Annotated in this window: 16 protein-coding genes; 11 read left to right on the top strand and 5 right to left on the bottom strand. The window is 44.9% G+C overall.

The window, feature by feature from the left end:
- Nucleotides 1-17: 17 nt before the first annotated feature.
- Together KG118_RS10085 and prmC are read right to left on the bottom strand one after the other, a co-directional pair.
- Nucleotides 18-497 carry a regulatory protein RecX gene (locus tag KG118_RS10085; protein ID WP_117711576.1) on the bottom strand — a complete coding sequence of 160 codons (480 nt, stop codon included), beginning with the start codon at nucleotides 495-497 and terminating at the stop codon, nucleotides 18-20.
- Nucleotides 494-1,330 (bottom strand): peptide chain release factor N(5)-glutamine methyltransferase, encoded by an 837-nt coding sequence (prmC, locus tag KG118_RS10080; protein ID WP_117711698.1) that lies wholly within the window; start codon nucleotides 1,328-1,330, stop codon nucleotides 494-496. Before prmC ends, KG118_RS10085 begins: the two co-directional genes overlap by 4 nt.
- A gap of 55 nt (nucleotides 1,331-1,385) precedes the next feature.
- Here prmC and ribD point away from each other — a divergent pair, with 55 nt between their 5' ends.
- The 11 genes from ribD (at nucleotide 1,386) to KG118_RS10025 (ending at nucleotide 13,263) form a co-directional block, all read left to right on the top strand.
- Complete coding sequence (gene ribD / locus KG118_RS10075) at nucleotides 1,386-2,429, top strand: bifunctional diaminohydroxyphosphoribosylaminopyrimidine deaminase/5-amino-6-(5-phosphoribosylamino)uracil reductase RibD (protein WP_117711577.1); 1,044 nt, start codon at nucleotides 1,386-1,388, stop codon at nucleotides 2,427-2,429.
- 137 nt (nucleotides 2,430-2,566) lie between these two features.
- Complete coding sequence (locus tag KG118_RS10070) at nucleotides 2,567-3,916, top strand: DUF6242 domain-containing protein (RefSeq protein WP_117711578.1); 1,350 nt, start codon at nucleotides 2,567-2,569, stop codon at nucleotides 3,914-3,916.
- A gap of 66 nt (nucleotides 3,917-3,982) precedes the next feature.
- On the top strand, nucleotides 3,983-4,717 hold the full coding sequence (locus KG118_RS10065; RefSeq protein ID WP_117711579.1) for an isoprenyl transferase: 735 nt from the start codon (nucleotides 3,983-3,985) through the stop codon (nucleotides 4,715-4,717).
- 51 nt (nucleotides 4,718-4,768) lie between these two features.
- Entirely contained in the window at nucleotides 4,769-7,408 is a 2,640-nt protein-coding gene (gene bamA, locus KG118_RS10060) for an outer membrane protein assembly factor BamA (RefSeq protein ID WP_117711580.1), read from the top strand.
- A 25-nt stretch (nucleotides 7,409-7,433) separates the two neighbouring features.
- Nucleotides 7,434-7,949, top strand: coding sequence for an OmpH family outer membrane protein (locus KG118_RS10055; protein WP_117711581.1), 516 nt, complete (start codon nucleotides 7,434-7,436; stop codon nucleotides 7,947-7,949).
- A gap of 56 nt (nucleotides 7,950-8,005) precedes the next feature.
- Nucleotides 8,006-8,512 carry an OmpH family outer membrane protein gene (locus KG118_RS10050; protein WP_005652863.1) on the top strand — a complete coding sequence of 169 codons (507 nt, stop codon included), beginning with the start codon at nucleotides 8,006-8,008 and terminating at the stop codon, nucleotides 8,510-8,512.
- Between the two features lie 119 nt (nucleotides 8,513-8,631).
- Nucleotides 8,632-9,471, top strand: a complete 840-nt coding sequence (gene murI, locus KG118_RS10045) for a glutamate racemase (protein ID WP_117711582.1) — start codon at nucleotides 8,632-8,634, stop codon at nucleotides 9,469-9,471.
- An 80-nt stretch (nucleotides 9,472-9,551) separates the two neighbouring features.
- Entirely contained in the window at nucleotides 9,552-9,791 is a 240-nt protein-coding gene (locus KG118_RS10040) for a DUF2007-related protein (protein WP_117711583.1), read from the top strand.
- 29 nt (nucleotides 9,792-9,820) lie between these two features.
- Nucleotides 9,821-10,978: a glutamate 5-kinase gene (gene proB, locus KG118_RS10035; RefSeq protein ID WP_117711584.1), complete on the top strand. Its 1,158-nt coding sequence runs from the start codon at nucleotides 9,821-9,823 to the stop codon at nucleotides 10,976-10,978.
- A 62-nt stretch (nucleotides 10,979-11,040) separates the two neighbouring features.
- Nucleotides 11,041-12,288: a glutamate-5-semialdehyde dehydrogenase gene (locus KG118_RS10030; RefSeq protein WP_117711585.1), complete on the top strand. Its 1,248-nt coding sequence runs from the start codon at nucleotides 11,041-11,043 to the stop codon at nucleotides 12,286-12,288.
- A 21-nt stretch (nucleotides 12,289-12,309) separates the two neighbouring features.
- Nucleotides 12,310-13,263, top strand: a complete 954-nt coding sequence (locus tag KG118_RS10025; RefSeq protein WP_117711586.1) for a Rossmann-fold NAD(P)-binding domain-containing protein — start codon at nucleotides 12,310-12,312, stop codon at nucleotides 13,261-13,263.
- An 83-nt stretch (nucleotides 13,264-13,346) separates the two neighbouring features.
- Here KG118_RS10025 and KG118_RS10020 read toward each other — a convergent pair whose 3' ends face one another.
- The 3 genes from KG118_RS10020 to KG118_RS10010 all read right to left on the bottom strand — a co-directional run bounded on the left by KG118_RS10020 (nucleotide 13,347) and on the right by KG118_RS10010 (nucleotide 16,722).
- Nucleotides 13,347-13,733 (bottom strand): rhodanese-like domain-containing protein, encoded by a 387-nt coding sequence (locus tag KG118_RS10020; RefSeq protein WP_117711587.1) that lies wholly within the window; start codon nucleotides 13,731-13,733, stop codon nucleotides 13,347-13,349.
- Nucleotides 13,734-13,932: 199 nt separating this feature from the next.
- Nucleotides 13,933-15,276: a porin family protein gene (locus tag KG118_RS10015; RefSeq protein WP_117711588.1), complete on the bottom strand. Its 1,344-nt coding sequence runs from the start codon at nucleotides 15,274-15,276 to the stop codon at nucleotides 13,933-13,935.
- A 33-nt stretch (nucleotides 15,277-15,309) separates the two neighbouring features.
- Nucleotides 15,310-16,722 (bottom strand): glycerophosphodiester phosphodiesterase family protein, encoded by a 1,413-nt coding sequence (locus tag KG118_RS10010; protein ID WP_117711589.1) that lies wholly within the window; start codon nucleotides 16,720-16,722, stop codon nucleotides 15,310-15,312.
- Nucleotides 16,723-16,775: the final 53 nt, after the last annotated feature.

Genomic DNA, 16,775 nt, shown 5'->3' with positions numbered 1-16,775 from the left:
AAGAATACGGATATTTTTTACTCCAAATCGTCATTTTCATCAGAAAGCGTAATGCAATGACGAATATCTTTCATTTCGAATCCCCGGCTCAATGCAAAACGCACTAATTTGTTATTCAGCTCAAATTCATTCTCCGCATGAACACTCTTACGTTTCGCCGCCAACAAATCATTCAAAACGGCCAGATATTCATCTTTATCAATCTCATTCAAATACTGAGAGAAAACCCGTTGAGGGATTTTCTTTAACAGAAGCGCCTGACCTATCTTTATTTTTCCCCATTTGGCAAAGCGGTACTTATCATGGATAAAGGCACGGCAAAAGCGCTCTTCGTCAATGTATTTCTCCTGCTCCAAACGATGGATTATACGGTCTATGGCATCATAAGGAATACCCCAGCGCTGCATTTTCTCCGTGACTTCCGCCCGGCAATGCTCTGCTGTGGAACAATAAGCCGCCAAACGGCCTAAAGCATCTGTTTCTGTAATTTCTATCATCGTTCTGCGATTACAATTCTATCATTTCCGGAAATATCTTTTAGAACCCTCAGGCCGGCATACCCCTGTTCACGAAGCATGGCCGCCGTAGCTTCTCCGTAAGCCCGGTTGATTTCAAAATAGAGACGGCCGCCGGGCACAAGCATCGTCTTGCCCGATTCTGCAATCCGACGATAAAAAAGCAACGGATCATTATCCGGAACAAACAATGCCGAAAAAGGTTCCCAATCCAACACATTGCGTTCCATAGCCTGTTTCTCCGATTCCGTGACATATGGCGGATTACTGACAATCACGTCATAATGTTCCTTGCCATCCGGTGCATAAGTCAATATATTTTGCCGGAGAAAACGGACATTCCCCCCAAGCATATCATTATTCCGCCGGGCAATAGTCAAAGCTTCATCCGAAATATCCCATGCTTCCACTTCCGCATCCGGAAACGCTTTGGAAAGAGAAACGGCAATACACCCGCTTCCCGTCCCAATATCAAGAATGCGTGCGTCGGACGGGACTTCCTTTAGCATTACCTCCACTAACTCCTCCGTTTCAGGCCGGGGAATCAGTACGCCGGGAGCTACATGATAAGTGCGCTCCAAAAAGCGGGCGGTACCTTGTATATATTGTATCGGCTCAAAATTATGCAAACGGGTAAGAATGCTATCTAAATTCTGCATCTCTTTTGGGGATAAAATTATATCTTTGCCCAAATAATAATCAACCGCGGTCTGTCCCAGCATTTCACAACAGACGATGCGGGATAAGTTGGCAGCTTCTTGTGCAGAGTAACTCTCCTGCAAAGCACGGCGAATATGAGATACAGAGATATTCATAACATTCGGCATTTCGAGCTGCAAAAATAGTGGAAGTTTAAGAGTAATACAAAGTATGGAAGAAGAAAAATATATGCGCCGCTGCATTCAACTGGCACAAAACGGTTTATGCAACACAGCTCCCAATCCGATGGTAGGCGCGGTAATCGTATGTGATGGGAAAATTATCGGCGAAGGGTATCATATACGTTGTGGCGAAGCACATGCCGAAGTCAATGCCATCCGCTCCGTAAAAGACTCTTCTTTGCTGAAACGCTCCACAATCTACGTCAGTCTGGAACCTTGCTCCCATTATGGCAAGACACCGCCTTGCGCCGACCTTATCATAGAAAAACAAATTCCCCGCATTGTCATCGGTTGCCAAGACCCCTTTGCCAAAGTAGCCGGACGTGGCATTCAAAAGCTGAAAGACGCAGGGCGGGAAGTTATTGTAGGAGTTTTGGAAGAGGAGTGCAGAAATTTAATCCGGCGTTTTATCACATTCCACTCCCTGCACCGCCCGTACATCACACTGAAATGGGCTGAATCCGCCGATAAATACATCGACAAGCATCGGGAAAGCGGAAAGCCGGTCATCCTATCCGGCCCGTTGACTTCCATGCTTGTACACAAAAAGCGGGCAGAGTACAGCGCAATTATGGTAGGTACACGCACTGCCAAACTGGACAACCCCAGCCTGACCGTACGCAACTGGCAGGGGCGGCCTCCTGTGCGAATAGTTTTGGACAGACAACAGCTGCTCCCTCCTGAGTTACATCTGTTTGACGGCGATGTCCGTACGCTTGTATTTACAGAAAAGCCACATCCGGCACGCCCCAATGTAGAATACATCCCTATCGACTATCAACAGAACATACTGCCACAAATCACGGGCTACTTGTATGCACAAGGATTACAATCGCTTTTAGTAGAAGGCGGCAGCATCTTATTACAATCTTTCATTGATGCAGAGTTATGGGATGAAGCATTTATCGAAGAAAGTCCCGCGATGTTGTTTTCCGGTGTCCGGGCACCCGAAATGAGCCACGAAACGCCTTATGTCTGCGAGCGGCATTTCGGGCGAAGTTTTCGGCATTACACCGCTGCAAGATTAGGCTAACAGCCTTATTCAAGGGCATTTTAATCGAGAAAAACAGCCATATTATCTATAATTTTATATAAAACTTGCCGATAAAGCTGTTTATAGAAAAAAATGTTCCTATTTTTGCAACTTGTAAATAAACACTATCTTTTAAAATGAGAATAAAGTTTTTAGCAATAATCGCGAGTTTCATTTTTGTATCAATCGCAATAAGTTCGTGCCTTGACTCTGATGACAATACAATAGAACTCAGTTCTGACGCAACGGTACACGCTTTTGGCATTGACACAATATATGGCAAGTACTATAAATTCACGATAGACCAACTAAAGAGGGAAATTTATAACCAAGATTCATTGCCTGTCGGCTCTGATACAATCCTTGACCGTATATTAATTGATACTTTTCTTGTAAGCGGCTGGATTACTGCGGGAATCGACGATACAATATTTGTCAATACCGACTCGGTAGATTTGACCGGAGCAATCAATAGTAATGAGGGGATGAATTTTAAAGTACATGCGCCGGATGGTGTTAACGTGAATAAATATACCCTTAAAATTAGAATGCACAAACAAGATCCGGACTCTTTGGTTTGGAATCTTATGGAACCGGCTCTTCCTGCAGTTCCTTCTGCGCAAGGACAAAAAGCCGTACTTTTCAATAACGATTTATGGGTATTCACACAAAGCAAAGCTTATAAGACCTCTACAAAACCGGGCGAATACGGTTGGCAGGAAACCGAAGCCTATATTGACTTCCCAGCCAATGCCGAATTATCGACACTCGTCAGCTTTAAATACCAAGAGTCGTCTACAGCCGAAAACGCCAAGGAGCGGCTCTATATCGTGACGGAAGACAATAATGTCTATACTTCCGGCGATGGGGTTCAATGGGCAGCAACCGCTTGGAACGGAATAAGCAATATCCGCAGCGTAATACCAAGCTTCACCAATACGCTTACCATCATCACTACCGAAAACAAAATTTATTCCGCCGAATGGGATTCTAACAACAACGAATGGAACATTGCAGGAGGAACGGATACCTACACAGGCTTCCCTGCCGAACACATATACTTCACCAACTTTAAGAATAACAACCAAGAACGGGTAATGGTAGTAGGCGCTCCCAACAGCGAACTAAAGCAAACCATTCCGTGGGTGTCCGAAAACGGCAATTATTGGGTTGAGTTTGACAACACGTCGTATGAAGCTTTCTGTCCGGCGTTAAAGAATCCCGTTGTGACATACTATGGTGAAAAGTATTACATCTTCGGCAGTAAAGAAGACAACAAACTCAATGTTATCTACTCTTCACCGGACGGCATATCATGGCGTCAGACAAAAAGCAAATTCTTATTAAGCAAAGACATAACAGGCATAAACGCTCCCTACTCTATTGTTGTGAACACTCCTTATATATGGGTAATATTCGGTGGCGACGGAAAAGCCAATGAGGTTTGGCGCGGACATCAAAATAAGCTGTTGTTTGCAATACAATAGAACCGTTTCCTATATAATAAGGTATAAGAGAAGAAAAAAAGACAAGAGATGTAAGTATAAGTAAAGATGCTAAATACAGAAAAACTTGATTTAAGCCGAATTCCACAACACGTGGCAATTATCATGGACGGCAACGGACGTTGGGCTAAGCTGCGCGGACAAGAACGCAGTTACGGTCATCAAGCCGGTGCCGAGACTGTGCACATCATTGCAGAAGAAGCGTCTAATTTAGGCATCAAATATCTGACTTTATATACGTTCTCCACCGAAAACTGGAACCGTCCTTCCAATGAAGTCGCCGCATTAATGGCACTCCTTTTCGACTCTATCGAAGAAGAAACATTCATGAAGAACAACATCAGTTTCCGGATTATCGGGGACTTAGCCAAGTTACCCGCCAACGTACGGGAGCGCTTGGAAACCTGCGTAGCACATACTGCCAACAATACGGGCATGGCTTTGGTGCTGGCTATAAGCTACTCATCCCGTTGGGAGATAACGGAAGCCGCCCGCCGGATTGCGACTTTAGTGCAAAAAGGCGAACTAAATCCCGAAGAGATTGACAGCTGCCTGTTGTCCCGGCATCTTGCTACCAACTTTATGCCCGACCCGGATTTATTGATTCGTACGGGCGGTGAAATCCGTCTAAGCAATTACCTACTGTGGCAATGTGCTTATTCGGAACTTTATTTTTGCGACACCTATTGGCCCGACTTTCGTGAAGAGGAACTTCACAAAGCCATATATGACTACCAGCAGCGTGAGCGCAGGTTCGGAAAAACCAGTGAACAAATCAGCTGACCGGACAGACACAAATAGTAAATAGTAAATTGTAAAATAGTAAATAAAAAGATGTACTATCGTATTTTCTCCATACTCGTAACGTTTATCTGCCTCTTTAGCTGTGTACTGACCAGCGCGGCACAGGACACAAGCAACACCGATGAAGCCGAAAAACCGGTTATTCTTTATTCGGGAACGCCCAAAAAGTATGAAATTGCAGATATAAAAGTGGTAGGAGCCAAGAATTATGAAGATTATGTAATCATCGGTTTATCCGGATTATCAAAAGGCCAGACAATTACCGTACCCGGTGATGAAATAACGCAAGCTTGTAAACGTTACTGGCGTCACGGCCTGTTCTCCGACGTTCAAGTTACTGCAGACAAGATTGAAGGCGATAAGATTTGGCTTACAATCCATCTGACAATGCGCCCCCGCGTTTCCGACATCCGCTATCATGGCGTAAAGAAGTCAGAACGTGAGGACTTGGAGGCTAGAGTAGGTTTGATAAAAGGCAATCAGGTTACTCCCAACTTGATAGACCGCGCCAAAACCCTGATTAAACGTTACTTTGACGACAAAGGTTTCAAGAATGCCGATGTCATCATTACTCAGAAAGACGACCCCAACAATGCCAATCAAGTTTTGGTTGACATCAACATCGACAAAAAGGAGAAAGTAAAAGTACACAAGATTACCATTACCGGTAACCAAGCCATCACCACCAAGAAACTTAAACGTGTGATGAAGAAGACGAACGAAAAAGGCAAGCTCCTCAACCTTTTCCGTACCAAGAAATTCGTAGAAGAGAACTATGAAGCCGACAAGCAACTGATTATCGACAAATATAATGAATTGGGTTATCGTGATGCCATCATTGTAACGGACAGCATCAAGCCTTATGACGAACGTACGGTAGATATCTCAATGGAAATTGAAGAAGGCCAAAAGTACTACTTGCGTAATGTGACGTGGGTTGGTAACACTCTCTATCCTTCCGAACAGTTGAACTTCCTGCTACGTATGAAGAAAGGTGACGTTTACAATCAGAAGTTATTGGAAGAACGTACCAGCACAGATGAAGACGCAATCGGTAACCTCTATTACAACAACGGTTACCTGTTCTACTCACTTGACCCCGTGGAAGTAAACATCGTAGGTGACTCTATTGACTTGGAGATGCGCATTTTCGAGGGTCGCCAGGCTACTATCAACAAGATTAGCATCAATGGTAACGACCGCCTGTATGAAAATGTAGTCCGTCGCGAGTTGCGTACCCGTCCGGGACAATTGTTCAGCCGTGAAGACCTGATGCGTTCCATGCGTGAAATCCAGCAAATGGGACACTTCGACCCTGAACAAATCCAACCGGATATCCAGCCGAAACCGGAAGACGGTACGGTAGACATCGGTTATGACCTCATCTCCAAAGCAAATGACCAAGTTGAGTTCTCCGCCGGTTGGGGGCAGACAGGTATCATCGGTAAGCTGAGTTTGAAATTCACCAACTTCTCCGTTGCCAACCTCCTGCATCCGGGCGAAAACTATCGCGGTATCCTGCCGCAAGGTGACGGACAGACATTGACAATCAGCGGACAGACCAATGCCAAATATTACCAATCATACAGTGTGTCATTCTACGACCCGTGGTTTGGGGGCAAGCGTCCGAATGCATTCTCCGTATCTGCATTCTACTCCCGCCAGACGGACATCAGTAGCCGTTACTATAACGACGCATACATGAATAGCTACTACAACAGCTATTACAGCGGTATGTACGGTTATGGTATGTACAACTACGGTAACTACAACAATTACGAAAACTATTACGACCCTGACAAGTCCATCCAAATGTGGGGATTGGCAGTAATGTTCGGTAAACGTCTGAAATGGCCGGATGACTACTTCCAGTTCACGGCAGAGTTGTCCTATCAGCGCTATATCCTGAGCGACTGGCAGTATTTCCCCGTTACCAACGGTAAATGTAACAACTTGAGTATAAACCTGACTTTGTCACGTAGCTCTATCGACAATCCTATCTATCCGCGTCAAGGCTCCGAGTTCTCACTGTCGGCACAGTTGACACCGCCCTACTCTTTATTTGACGGCACAGACTACAGCAAGTACAGTACCAGCAACCAAGACGACATGAACAAAATGCATAAATGGATAGAGTACCACAAGTGGAAATTCAAATCCAAAGTATACATCCCGTTGATGGACCCCATAACCGTAAAACGTACTCCGGTATTAATGGGACGCGTAGAGTTCGGTTTGTTAGGGCACTATAACAAGTACAAGAAATCTCCGTTTGAAACCTTTGACGTGGGTGGTGACGGTATGACAGGATATTCCAGCTATGCAACCGAAAGCGTTGCCCTGCGCGGATATGAAAACAGTTCTCTTACTCCTTATGGATATGAAGGCTATGCATACGCACGCCTCGGCCTGGAATTAAGATATCCGCTGATGCTGGAAACAAGTACCAGTATTTATGCGTTAACTTTCGTTGAAGCCGGTAACGCTTGGCAAGATGTTAACAAGTTCAACCCGTTTGATTTGAAACGTTCTGCCGGTGTCGGTGTCCGCATCTTCCTTCCGATGATTGGTATGATGGGTATTGACTGGGCTTACGGTTTCGACAAAGTATTCGGAAGAAGTGACTACGGCGGCAGCCAGTTCCACTTCATCTTAGGACAAGAGTTCTAATTTGTTTAACTAAAACCAGAACGTTATGAGAAAGAGTTTATTAATCATGTTTCTGCTGTTTGCCGCAGGTATGACAGCCAATGCACAGAAGTTTGCCCTGATTGACATGGAATATATCTTAAAAAATATCCCGGCTTACCAGAGTGCAACCGATGAACTGAACCAAGCCTCTCAACAATGGCAAAGCGAAGTTGAAAAGCTGGGCAAGGAAGCCAAGAGTTTGTACGACAGCTACCAATCGTCCGTTAAAACCCTTTCCGAAGCACAAAAGTCCAAGAAAGAAGAAGAGATAGTCGCCAAAGAAAAGTCCGCGGCAGAATTACGCCGTAAATACTTCGGTCCGGAAGGCGAACTTTTCAAAAAGCGTGAAGCACTGATGCAACCCATCCAAGATGAAATCTACGAAGCCGTAAAGGAAATTTCCACACAGAAAGGTTATGCAGCAGTAGTAGACCGGGCATCTGCATCAAGCATTATCTTTGCTTCTCCAAGCATCGATATAAGTAATGAAGTGCTCACAAAATTAGGATATTCAAATTAATTTCATACATTTGCACCCTATACAACGAATAATCATTCAAATAAATAATAAACATTATGCTTAAAAAAATCGCACTGCTCGTAGTTATGTTTGCCCTCCCTCTGGGAGCCATGGCGCAAACTAAATTCGCTCACATGAACTCTCAAGAAGTCATTGTCACCATGCCGGAATACACAAAAGCTCAGGCCGACTTGGATGCTATGTCTAAAGAGTATCAAACAGAAATGCAACGCACTCAGGAAGAGTTCAATAAGAAGTATCAAGAATTCTTAGCACAAGCTGACTCACTGCCGAAAAACATCGCAGAAAGACGTCAGAAAGAATTGCAGGACATGGCACAACGCCAAGAGCAATTCCAACAGGAAGCTTACCAATCCATGCAAAAAGCACAGCAAGATGCCATGACTCCTATCTATAAGAAGCTGGACGAAGCTATTCAAGCTGTAGGTAAAGCTGAAGGTGTTGTATATATCTTCGACCTGGCCCGTACTCCGATACCTTATGTAGGTGCACAAAGTGTAGATGTAACAGCTAAAGTCAAGACACAACTCGGCATCAAATAATAGCAAGAGCCGATAGATAATAGAAATTTCGGGCACGAATTACACGAGGTTATACGGATATCCACTTTTTCATCCGTAATATTCGTGTAATTCGTGTTTTTTTATCATGATGCAGTCCTATGAAACAAAAACTACCATCCACTCCCGGTCCCATCGGTGTATTCGATTCCGGATACGGCGGACTTACCATCTTGAGTAAGATACGGGAAGCCCTACCTGAATACGATTATATCTATCTGGGCGACAACGCCCGTGCGCCTTACGGAACACGTTCGTTTGAAATTGTCTATGAATTCACATTACAGGCGGTCACCAAGCTGTTTGAGATGGGCTGCCACCTTGTAATCCTTGCCTGTAACACGGCATCCGCCAAAGCACTGCGCAGCATACAGATAAACGACCTGCCACACCTTGACCCGGCACGCCGCGTACTGGGTGTCATCCGCCCTACCGTAGAATGTATCGGCAATATCACCCGCAGCCGCCACGTGGGAGTGCTTGCCACAGGAGGCACCATCAAGTCCGACTCCTATCCGCTGGAAATCCGCAAGCTCTTTCCCGACATCAAAGTAAGCGGAGAAGCCTGCCCTCTATGGGTGTCACTTGTAGAGAACAACGAAGCGCAAGGCGATGGAACAGATTACTTCATTCGTAAATACATAAACGAACTCCTTGCCAAAGACCCTGAGATAGATACCGCCATATTGGGCTGTACACACTATCCGATACTGCTGCCTAAGATTCAACAATATATGCCCGCCGGTATCACCATAGTGGCACAAGGAAAATTAGTGGCGGACAGTTTGAAAGAGTATCTCCACCGCCATCCCGAAATAGATGCCAAGTGTACCCAAAGCGGTAAATGCGCCTACTACACCACAGAAGCGGAAGAAAAATTCATCGAATCGGCATCCATCTTCCTGAACGAAGCGGTAACGGTACAGCGTATTGAGTTATAGGCACAAATTGCCGGAGTTTAAACAATAAATCAAAAAAACTTGTTATATTTGTAGAACAGGAACTCTAAATTCATACCGCTATGAAAGAAGAAGATAAAAGCAAACTCATCGAAGTGTTTCAAGGATCACTTTGGGAAGCACAACTTGTAAAAAGTTTGCTGGAGAACAACGACATCGAATCAACCTTGAAAGACGGGATGGTAGTAAATATCGTCTTGCCCGAAACGGCAGTGGATATAGCTGTCCTCGTCAATGAAGCCAACTACGAGGCCGCCATGGAGGTTGTCCGCGAATACGAAAAGAATAAAGACGGAGATTAAAACCCTCCCGAAACGGGAGATTCACAAATATGGAACAACAACTAACGAGAATTGCTGTCAAAATAGGCAGCAATGTATTGACACGCCATGACGGCACATTGGACGTGACCCGTATGTCCGCCCTCGTAGACCAAGTAGCCGAACTGCACAAAGCAGGCGTAGAAATCATCCTCGTTTCTTCCGGAGCCGTTGCATCAGGACGAAGCGAGATACACCCCGCCAAGAAACTGGACAGTGTAGACCAGCGCCAGCTATTCTCCGCTGTGGGGCAAGCCAAGCTTATCAACCGCTATTACGAACTATTCCGCGAGCATGGCATCCCCGTGGGGCAAGTACTCACCATGAAAGAGAACTTCGCCACCCGCCGCCACTACCTCAACCAGAAGAACTGCATGACCGTGATGCTGGAAAACGGAGTAATCCCCATTGTCAACGAGAACGACACCATTTCAGTCAGCGAACTGATGTTTACCGACAATGACGAACTTTCCGGGCTGATAGCCTCCATGATGGACGCACAGGCCCTGATTATCCTCAGCAACATCGACGGCATCTACAACGGCCCCCCCTCCGACCCTGCATCAGAAGTCATTCGTGAAATAGAGCACGGCAAGGATTTGTCTTCTTACATCCAGACTTCCAAATCCAGCTTCGGACGCGGCGGAATGCTCACCAAGACCAACATCGCCCGTAAAGTAGCCGATGAAGGAATCACTGTTATCATAGCCAACGGCAAATGTGACAACATCCTTGTCAATATCCTGAGGAATGAAGAACTAAGAATGAAGAATGAAGAATCTTCATCCGATATGACAGCGCAGCCCAATTCTTCATTCTTAATTCTTAATTCTTCATTGAAATACACCCGCTTCATCCCCGCCCCCCAGCCCGTATCCAGCGTAAAAAAATGGATAGCCCACAGCGAAGGATTCGCCAAAGGAGAGTTGCACATCAACGATTGCGCCACAAAAGTACTTGCCTCGGACAAGGCAGTCAGTATCCTCCCCATAGGCATCACCGAGGTACGGGGTGAATTCGAGAAAGACGACATTATACGCATCATTGACTTCGAAGGAAACCCGATAGGTGTAGGCAAAGCCAATTGTAACTCGGAACAAGCGCGCGAAGCTATGGGAAAACATGGTAAAAAACCCGTAGTGCACTACGATTATCTTTATATAGAGTAAGCCCGATTAATGCCAATAATAATCACTACATTTGCGAAATAATCAATTAACGGAACCACAAAATGGATTTACAGAAGACTTTTTCCGCTGTACAGGACGCCAGCCGCAAGCTACTGGCGCTGAACGACGAAAAGATTAACCAAATATTGCTGGCTGTTGCAGATGCAGCTGAAGAAAAGACAGACTTCATTCTTGCCGAAAACCGGAAAGACTTGCAACGTATGGACATTTCCAATCCGAAGTACGACCGCTTGAAGCTCACCGCTGACCGTCTGAAAGGCATCGCAGACGACATCCGTAAAGTCGCCGAACTCCCCTCACCCGTGGGACGCATACAAAAACAAGATGTAATGCCCAACGGACTGAAAATAAAACGTGTGAGCGTACCTTTCGGAGTAATCGGCATCATCTACGAAGCACGCCCCAACGTCAGTTTTGATGTGTTTTCACTCTGCTTCAAGAGTGGCAATGCCTGCATACTGAAAGGCGGAAGTGACGCGGACTATTCCAACCGTGCCATCATCAGCGTAATACATGATGTACTAAAACAGTTTGAAGTAGACCTGCATATCGTGGAACTGCTTCCTGCCGACCGTGAAGCCACCGCACAATTATTGCATGCCAACGGCTATGTAGACCTGATTATCCCGCGCGGTAGCAGCAGTCTCATCAACTTTGTCCGACAGAATGCCACCATTCCGGTGATAGAAACCGGTGCAGGCATATGCCATACATTCTTCGACCGTTATGGAGACGTAGAAAAAGGAGCCGCCATAATCAACAACGCCAAAACACGCCGTGTCAGTGTGTGCAACGCTTTAGACTGCCTGCTTGTAGACGGCAACCGCACAAAAGACCTGCCCGCACTCTGCGCACCGCTGCAGAAAAGCAACGTTACTATCTACGCAGATACATCCGCATACACCTCTTTGCAGGGCCACTATCCCGCCGAACTGCTGAAGGAAGCTGCGGAAGAAGATTTCGGTACGGAATTCTTGGACTATAAGATAGCTGTGAAAGTTGTGGACAGTATAACCGATGCCATGGCGCACATACAACGATACGGTTCCAAACACAGTGAATGTATCGTAACCGAAGATAAAGAACACGCCGAATGGTTCTGCCGCGAAGTGGATGCGGCCTGCGTCTATGTCAACGCCCCCACTTCCTTTACGGACGGGGCACAGTTCGGACTGGGTGCGGAAATTGGTATCAGCACCCAGAAGCTGCATGCACGCGGTCCTATGGCTTTAGAGGAAATCACCACGTACAAGTGGATTGTCGAAGGAGAAGGACAGGTAAGAAAATAATCACTAATCACTAAAAAAAGTATGAAGAACTTTACATGCGTGCAGGACATCGGTGACCTGAAGACTGCACTGGACGAGGCATTCGAAATCAAAAAAGACCGTTTCAAATATGTGGAGCTGGGACGTAACAAGACACTAATGATGATATTCTTCAACTCAAGTCTGCGTACCCGCCTCAGCACTCAAAAAGCCGCCCTCAATCTGGGCATGAACGTCATTGTACTGGACATTAATCAGGGAGCATGGAAACTGGAAACTGAACGCGGTGTCATCATGGACGGTGACAAACCGGAACATTTGCTGGAGGCCATCCCCGTAATGGGATGCTATTGCGATGTAATCGGTGTACGTTCCTTTGCCCGTTTTGAAGACCGTGAATATGATTACAATGAAGTAATACTGAACCAGTTTATTAAATATTCCGGTCGTCCGGTATTCTCAATGGAAGCCGCTACGCGCCACCCGCTACAAAGCTTTGCAGACCTTATCACGATTGAAGAATACAAGAAAACAGCACGTCCCAAAGTCGTTATGACGTGGGCGCCGCATCCGCGTCCGTTGCCACAGGCTGTTCCCAACTCTTTTGCCGAATGGATGAATGCAACAGACTATGATTTCGTCATTACCCATCCCGAAGGCTATGAACTCGATTCTAAGTTTGTAGGTAATGCCCGCGTAGAGTACGACCAGATGAAAGCCTTTGAAGGCGCAGACTTCATATATGCCAAGAACTGGGCCGCCTACACCGGCGACAACTACGGGCAAATACTGAGCAAAGACCGGGAATGGACCGTAGGCGACCGCCAAATGGCTGTAACCAACAATGCCTATTTCATGCACTGCCTGCCGGTACGCCGCAACATGATTGTAACAGATGACGTCATTGAAAGTCCGCAGTCTATCGTGATACCGGAAGCTGCCAACCGTGAGATTTCTGCAACAGTCGTATTGAAACGACTGATAGAAAACTTATAAACAACACTTCACAACTATATACTTTCGAGCAAGTAGCTTTTATACACAAATACTTGACACACTAAAGTATATAGTTGTGATAATTATTTCTCCGTTTCCTTCCCGGCTTCTTTCCAACCGTTGAAGCCTTTATCAAGCTCATAAACCGTATATCCTTTCCGGCTCAGGATATCTGCGGCTTTCTTGCTGCGTTTTCCGCTCCGGCAATAAAGGGCTACCGGTTTGTCCCTCTGAAGCGTCGAATCGGCAATGGCAGCAAACTGTTCGTCCAAGACATTGACATTGATACTGCCCGGAATATGTTCTTCCGAATATTCGGCAACCGTACGTACATCCAACCGTTGAATTTCAGGGTCGGCTATCAATATTGCAAATTCATCGGTTGAAACTGATTTGAAGTCTCCCCCTTTTTGCTGGCAGGAAACAAACGCGGAGAAAAGCAAGCAAATACCTGCAAAGAATGCTTTCATTAATTTACTCATTTTAGTCAGAATTGAATATGTACCAAAGTTATAACTTTTTCGTTTTTGCGGCACTATATATATCTAGAAATATCAAAGAGACTTTACTGTACAACAAAAGAGAGGATGCAATAAGCAGCATCCTCTCTTCTTTTGTTACCTCTGCCACAGAGGCTCACTAACCATTATTATAAACAAATGCACACAATCAGAATTGGAACATCAAACGAGCTTGAAGCACGTGGAAATTCTTATCGTACTGGAATTTATCACGGTCAAGACGATTGTATGTGTAACTCAACATTACCTGAGCAAACTTGTTGAAAGAGTAGTTTACGCCCAAAGTAGCCGAATGCATATTACCGCCGCCGATGCTTAATGATGTTGCAGGATAGTCTGCCAATATACCGTTAGGATAGTATTGGTCACGTCCGGGAACATACTTTTCACCATCAACGAGGTCATTCAGCCCTGTATAGCTATAACGGGCAACTACTTCAAGTGCTCTGCCGTTCAAGCCTTTCAACAAGCCGTCCGAATTGCTGTATTGATACGGATCGCCGAAGATTTTGTAACCAGCCTCAATATAAGCGCCATGGAAAGAGTTTTCGCCAAGCGGGTTACCCTTCTGCCATGATTCAAGCGTTCCCCAAGAATCGATAGATCCCAAATTGGCCTCAAACAAAGCCTGATCATCGCGGTCTTTAGTAACATGCTTGTACATATACTCACCGCGAGTAAAGAAGTTATCTGTTTTGTACAAGAACTCAGCGCCAACATCAAACACATTTTTCGCCCATGGCAATTTAGCAGACAAGAAGTCTTGAGTAGGGTCTACGTAAGTCTCCAAGGAAGAACCAATATTCAACTCTGTTTTCAACACATTATTTTCTACTGTACCGGTAGCAATATTAGCATAACGGAAAGCGGCTCCTACATGGAATGTCCTGTCTTCATTATTGATAGGACGCCATAACCAACGGCCACCGAATGACATTCCTTGATAACCTGACGGCTGGTCATTGTACTTATTTTCGGCAAACACACCTTGATTAGCAAAGAAATGATCATTGTAGAAAATATAACTCAAACCGAGTTCGCGAGAGGGTGAGAAAGCATTGGCTGCAGCCGAACGGGAAATAAAGTGCAAACTTCCACGGCTGGTATTGTTTGCCATTGATGCCGGATTGTTGTAGTAACCGGCTTTGAAGCGATGGGTACCTTTTGCACCTTCCAGCGAGTATTGCAGGAATATGTTCTTCTGTGAGAATTTACCTTTAGAGAAGTCAAAATCTGCATAGAAATACCAATCTTCATAACTCATTGAAGTACGAATACGGGCATCAGTGATGGCAGCTCCCGATTTAACAGGAGTAAAATCAGAGTGATAGTATGCACCGTCCATCATAAAACGTGCACCAATCGTAAAGTTCAAATTTTCCTTGGCGTTGCTAACATTAACAACCGGCTTATTATCAAAGTCCTGAGCTTGGACTACCGATCCTGACAGTGACAATGCAGCCAATACCGGCATTAAAATATACTTTTTCATATAATATAATCTGTATTAGTGTTAATAAATTAATTAGTAACCAAGTCTTTCAAGCGTTTTAACTGCATCAGGAACTTCCTGAGGTGCCGGAGCCTTACGTAGACCATTGTCAATTAAGTACTTCAGACTCATTTCTGAGCGGTTAGTAAACAAACCGTCACCATAAATACCATGTAGCACTTCATCATATTGTACAGTATTTCCCCAGTTGTATTGACCGAAGTATTTTCCCATTTGCGCATAAGAGTCGAATGAGTACGGATGATTGAGCATACCGGATTTCTTAATAAGATAAGCCTGCCATGGAGCATTCATTTCCGGATAATTATTAGGAGCACCTGCAATACAAGGACCAATGATATGAGCCTTATATTCCAAACCGAGATTAATGAAAGAGGCATAACCCTGAGGAGTGTCATACTTCAAGTCGGTAGCCCCATTGCCTTCCCACAACAAGAAACACATAGGAATTTTACCCTTGAATTCTTCTGCAGTACGACGAAGACTTTCAAGAGAGAATGTTTGAAGGATAACTTTACCGTTAGTGTTACCTACATTTACTTTATTATTCTTGTAGAAAGGTTCTCCGTCACAAGGTTTAGTGATAATGTTCCAGCCAAGTTCATCAAGTTTATCATAAACACGTTTCTCAAAATCCGAAGGATTCAGCCAAGACTCCTTGAACTCAATGTAAACACCCGGACGATGACCGGTATCCTGCGGGTCGTCCACATACTCGAATTTATATGTCAGGCAATCACGGGGTTTATCAGGATTCCATGTACCGGTAACAGTATATACGCGTTCACCGTTACTATCACGTTTCAACATTTTACCTTCAGCGTAACGAATCTGGTCTTCCAGAGCTGATACATACTGATGTTGTTCTGAAAACTCCTCACGAGCTTGTTCAATACTTGTTTCGTTGAACCAACTACCGGCATCAAGCGCCAGTAATTCTTCGTACATATAGGACATTGCATAGTAAGGACGGAAACTGGCTTTATCAGCCGCAACAAGCTTCTCTGCATCTGCCTCACTCACTCCATGACGCATATAGAAAGCCTTACGAGTAGCCGGTACTAACTCACTATATACATTCTCAATATTAGTGGTACGTTTCAAGTTATCATCGTGATTGGCAAGGATAACACCATCCTTTGTACATTGCAAATCCGATTCCAGATAGTCTACACCCATTTCGCGTGCCCAACGCCATGCAGATTCTGTTTCTTCCGGAGCCCAGAAGGTAGAACCGCGATGCGCCATTACGGCATAATCGGGTACATAGTCGCGCACTTTCGCCATTTCTGGAGAGATTGTGTTTACTTCAACACGTGTTGCATCATTATTCACATCTGTAAAATCTTGGTCTTCACAGGAAGTGAAAGCTACTAATGCCATACCTAACAAGGTTGCACTTAATTTGATTGGATTCTTCAACATAGTTTAATTTTTAAGGTAAATACTGGTTTAAAATCATTCTATATTATCTTAAA

Origin of the sequence: Bacteroides propionicigenes (genome assembly GCF_018390535.1) — a bacterium.
GTDB classification, from domain to species: domain Bacteria; phylum Bacteroidota; class Bacteroidia; order Bacteroidales; family Bacteroidaceae; genus Bacteroides; species Bacteroides propionicigenes.
Note: the sequence above shows the minus strand (reverse complement) of the source record. Positions and strands in the feature narration are given on the sequence as shown.

What these genes read in the sequence shown, in the direction of transcription:
- KG118_RS10085 (WP_117711576.1), bottom strand. Translation starts at nt 497, where the DNA reads ATGATAGAAATTACAGAAACAGATGCTTTAGGCCGTTTGGCGGCTTAT.
- prmC (WP_117711698.1), bottom strand. Translation starts at nt 1,330, where the DNA reads ATGAATATCTCTGTATCTCATATTCGCCGTGCTTTGCAGGAGAGTTAC.
- ribD (WP_117711577.1), top strand. Translation starts at nt 1,386, where the DNA reads ATGGAAGAAGAAAAATATATGCGCCGCTGCATTCAACTGGCACAAAAC.
- KG118_RS10070 (WP_117711578.1), top strand. Translation starts at nt 2,567, where the DNA reads ATGAGAATAAAGTTTTTAGCAATAATCGCGAGTTTCATTTTTGTATCA.
- KG118_RS10065 (WP_117711579.1), top strand. Translation starts at nt 3,983, where the DNA reads ATGCTAAATACAGAAAAACTTGATTTAAGCCGAATTCCACAACACGTG.
- bamA (WP_117711580.1), top strand. Translation starts at nt 4,769, where the DNA reads ATGTACTATCGTATTTTCTCCATACTCGTAACGTTTATCTGCCTCTTT.
- KG118_RS10055 (WP_117711581.1), top strand. Translation starts at nt 7,434, where the DNA reads ATGAGAAAGAGTTTATTAATCATGTTTCTGCTGTTTGCCGCAGGTATG.
- KG118_RS10050 (WP_005652863.1), top strand. Translation starts at nt 8,006, where the DNA reads ATGCTTAAAAAAATCGCACTGCTCGTAGTTATGTTTGCCCTCCCTCTG.
- murI (WP_117711582.1), top strand. Translation starts at nt 8,632, where the DNA reads ATGAAACAAAAACTACCATCCACTCCCGGTCCCATCGGTGTATTCGAT.
- KG118_RS10040 (WP_117711583.1), top strand. Translation starts at nt 9,552, where the DNA reads ATGAAAGAAGAAGATAAAAGCAAACTCATCGAAGTGTTTCAAGGATCA.
- proB (WP_117711584.1), top strand. Translation starts at nt 9,821, where the DNA reads ATGGAACAACAACTAACGAGAATTGCTGTCAAAATAGGCAGCAATGTA.
- KG118_RS10030 (WP_117711585.1), top strand. Translation starts at nt 11,041, where the DNA reads ATGGATTTACAGAAGACTTTTTCCGCTGTACAGGACGCCAGCCGCAAG.
- KG118_RS10025 (WP_117711586.1), top strand. Translation starts at nt 12,310, where the DNA reads ATGAAGAACTTTACATGCGTGCAGGACATCGGTGACCTGAAGACTGCA.
- KG118_RS10020 (WP_117711587.1), bottom strand. Translation starts at nt 13,733, where the DNA reads ATGAAAGCATTCTTTGCAGGTATTTGCTTGCTTTTCTCCGCGTTTGTT.
- KG118_RS10015 (WP_117711588.1), bottom strand. Translation starts at nt 15,276, where the DNA reads ATGAAAAAGTATATTTTAATGCCGGTATTGGCTGCATTGTCACTGTCA.
- KG118_RS10010 (WP_117711589.1), bottom strand. Translation starts at nt 16,722, where the DNA reads ATGTTGAAGAATCCAATCAAATTAAGTGCAACCTTGTTAGGTATGGCA.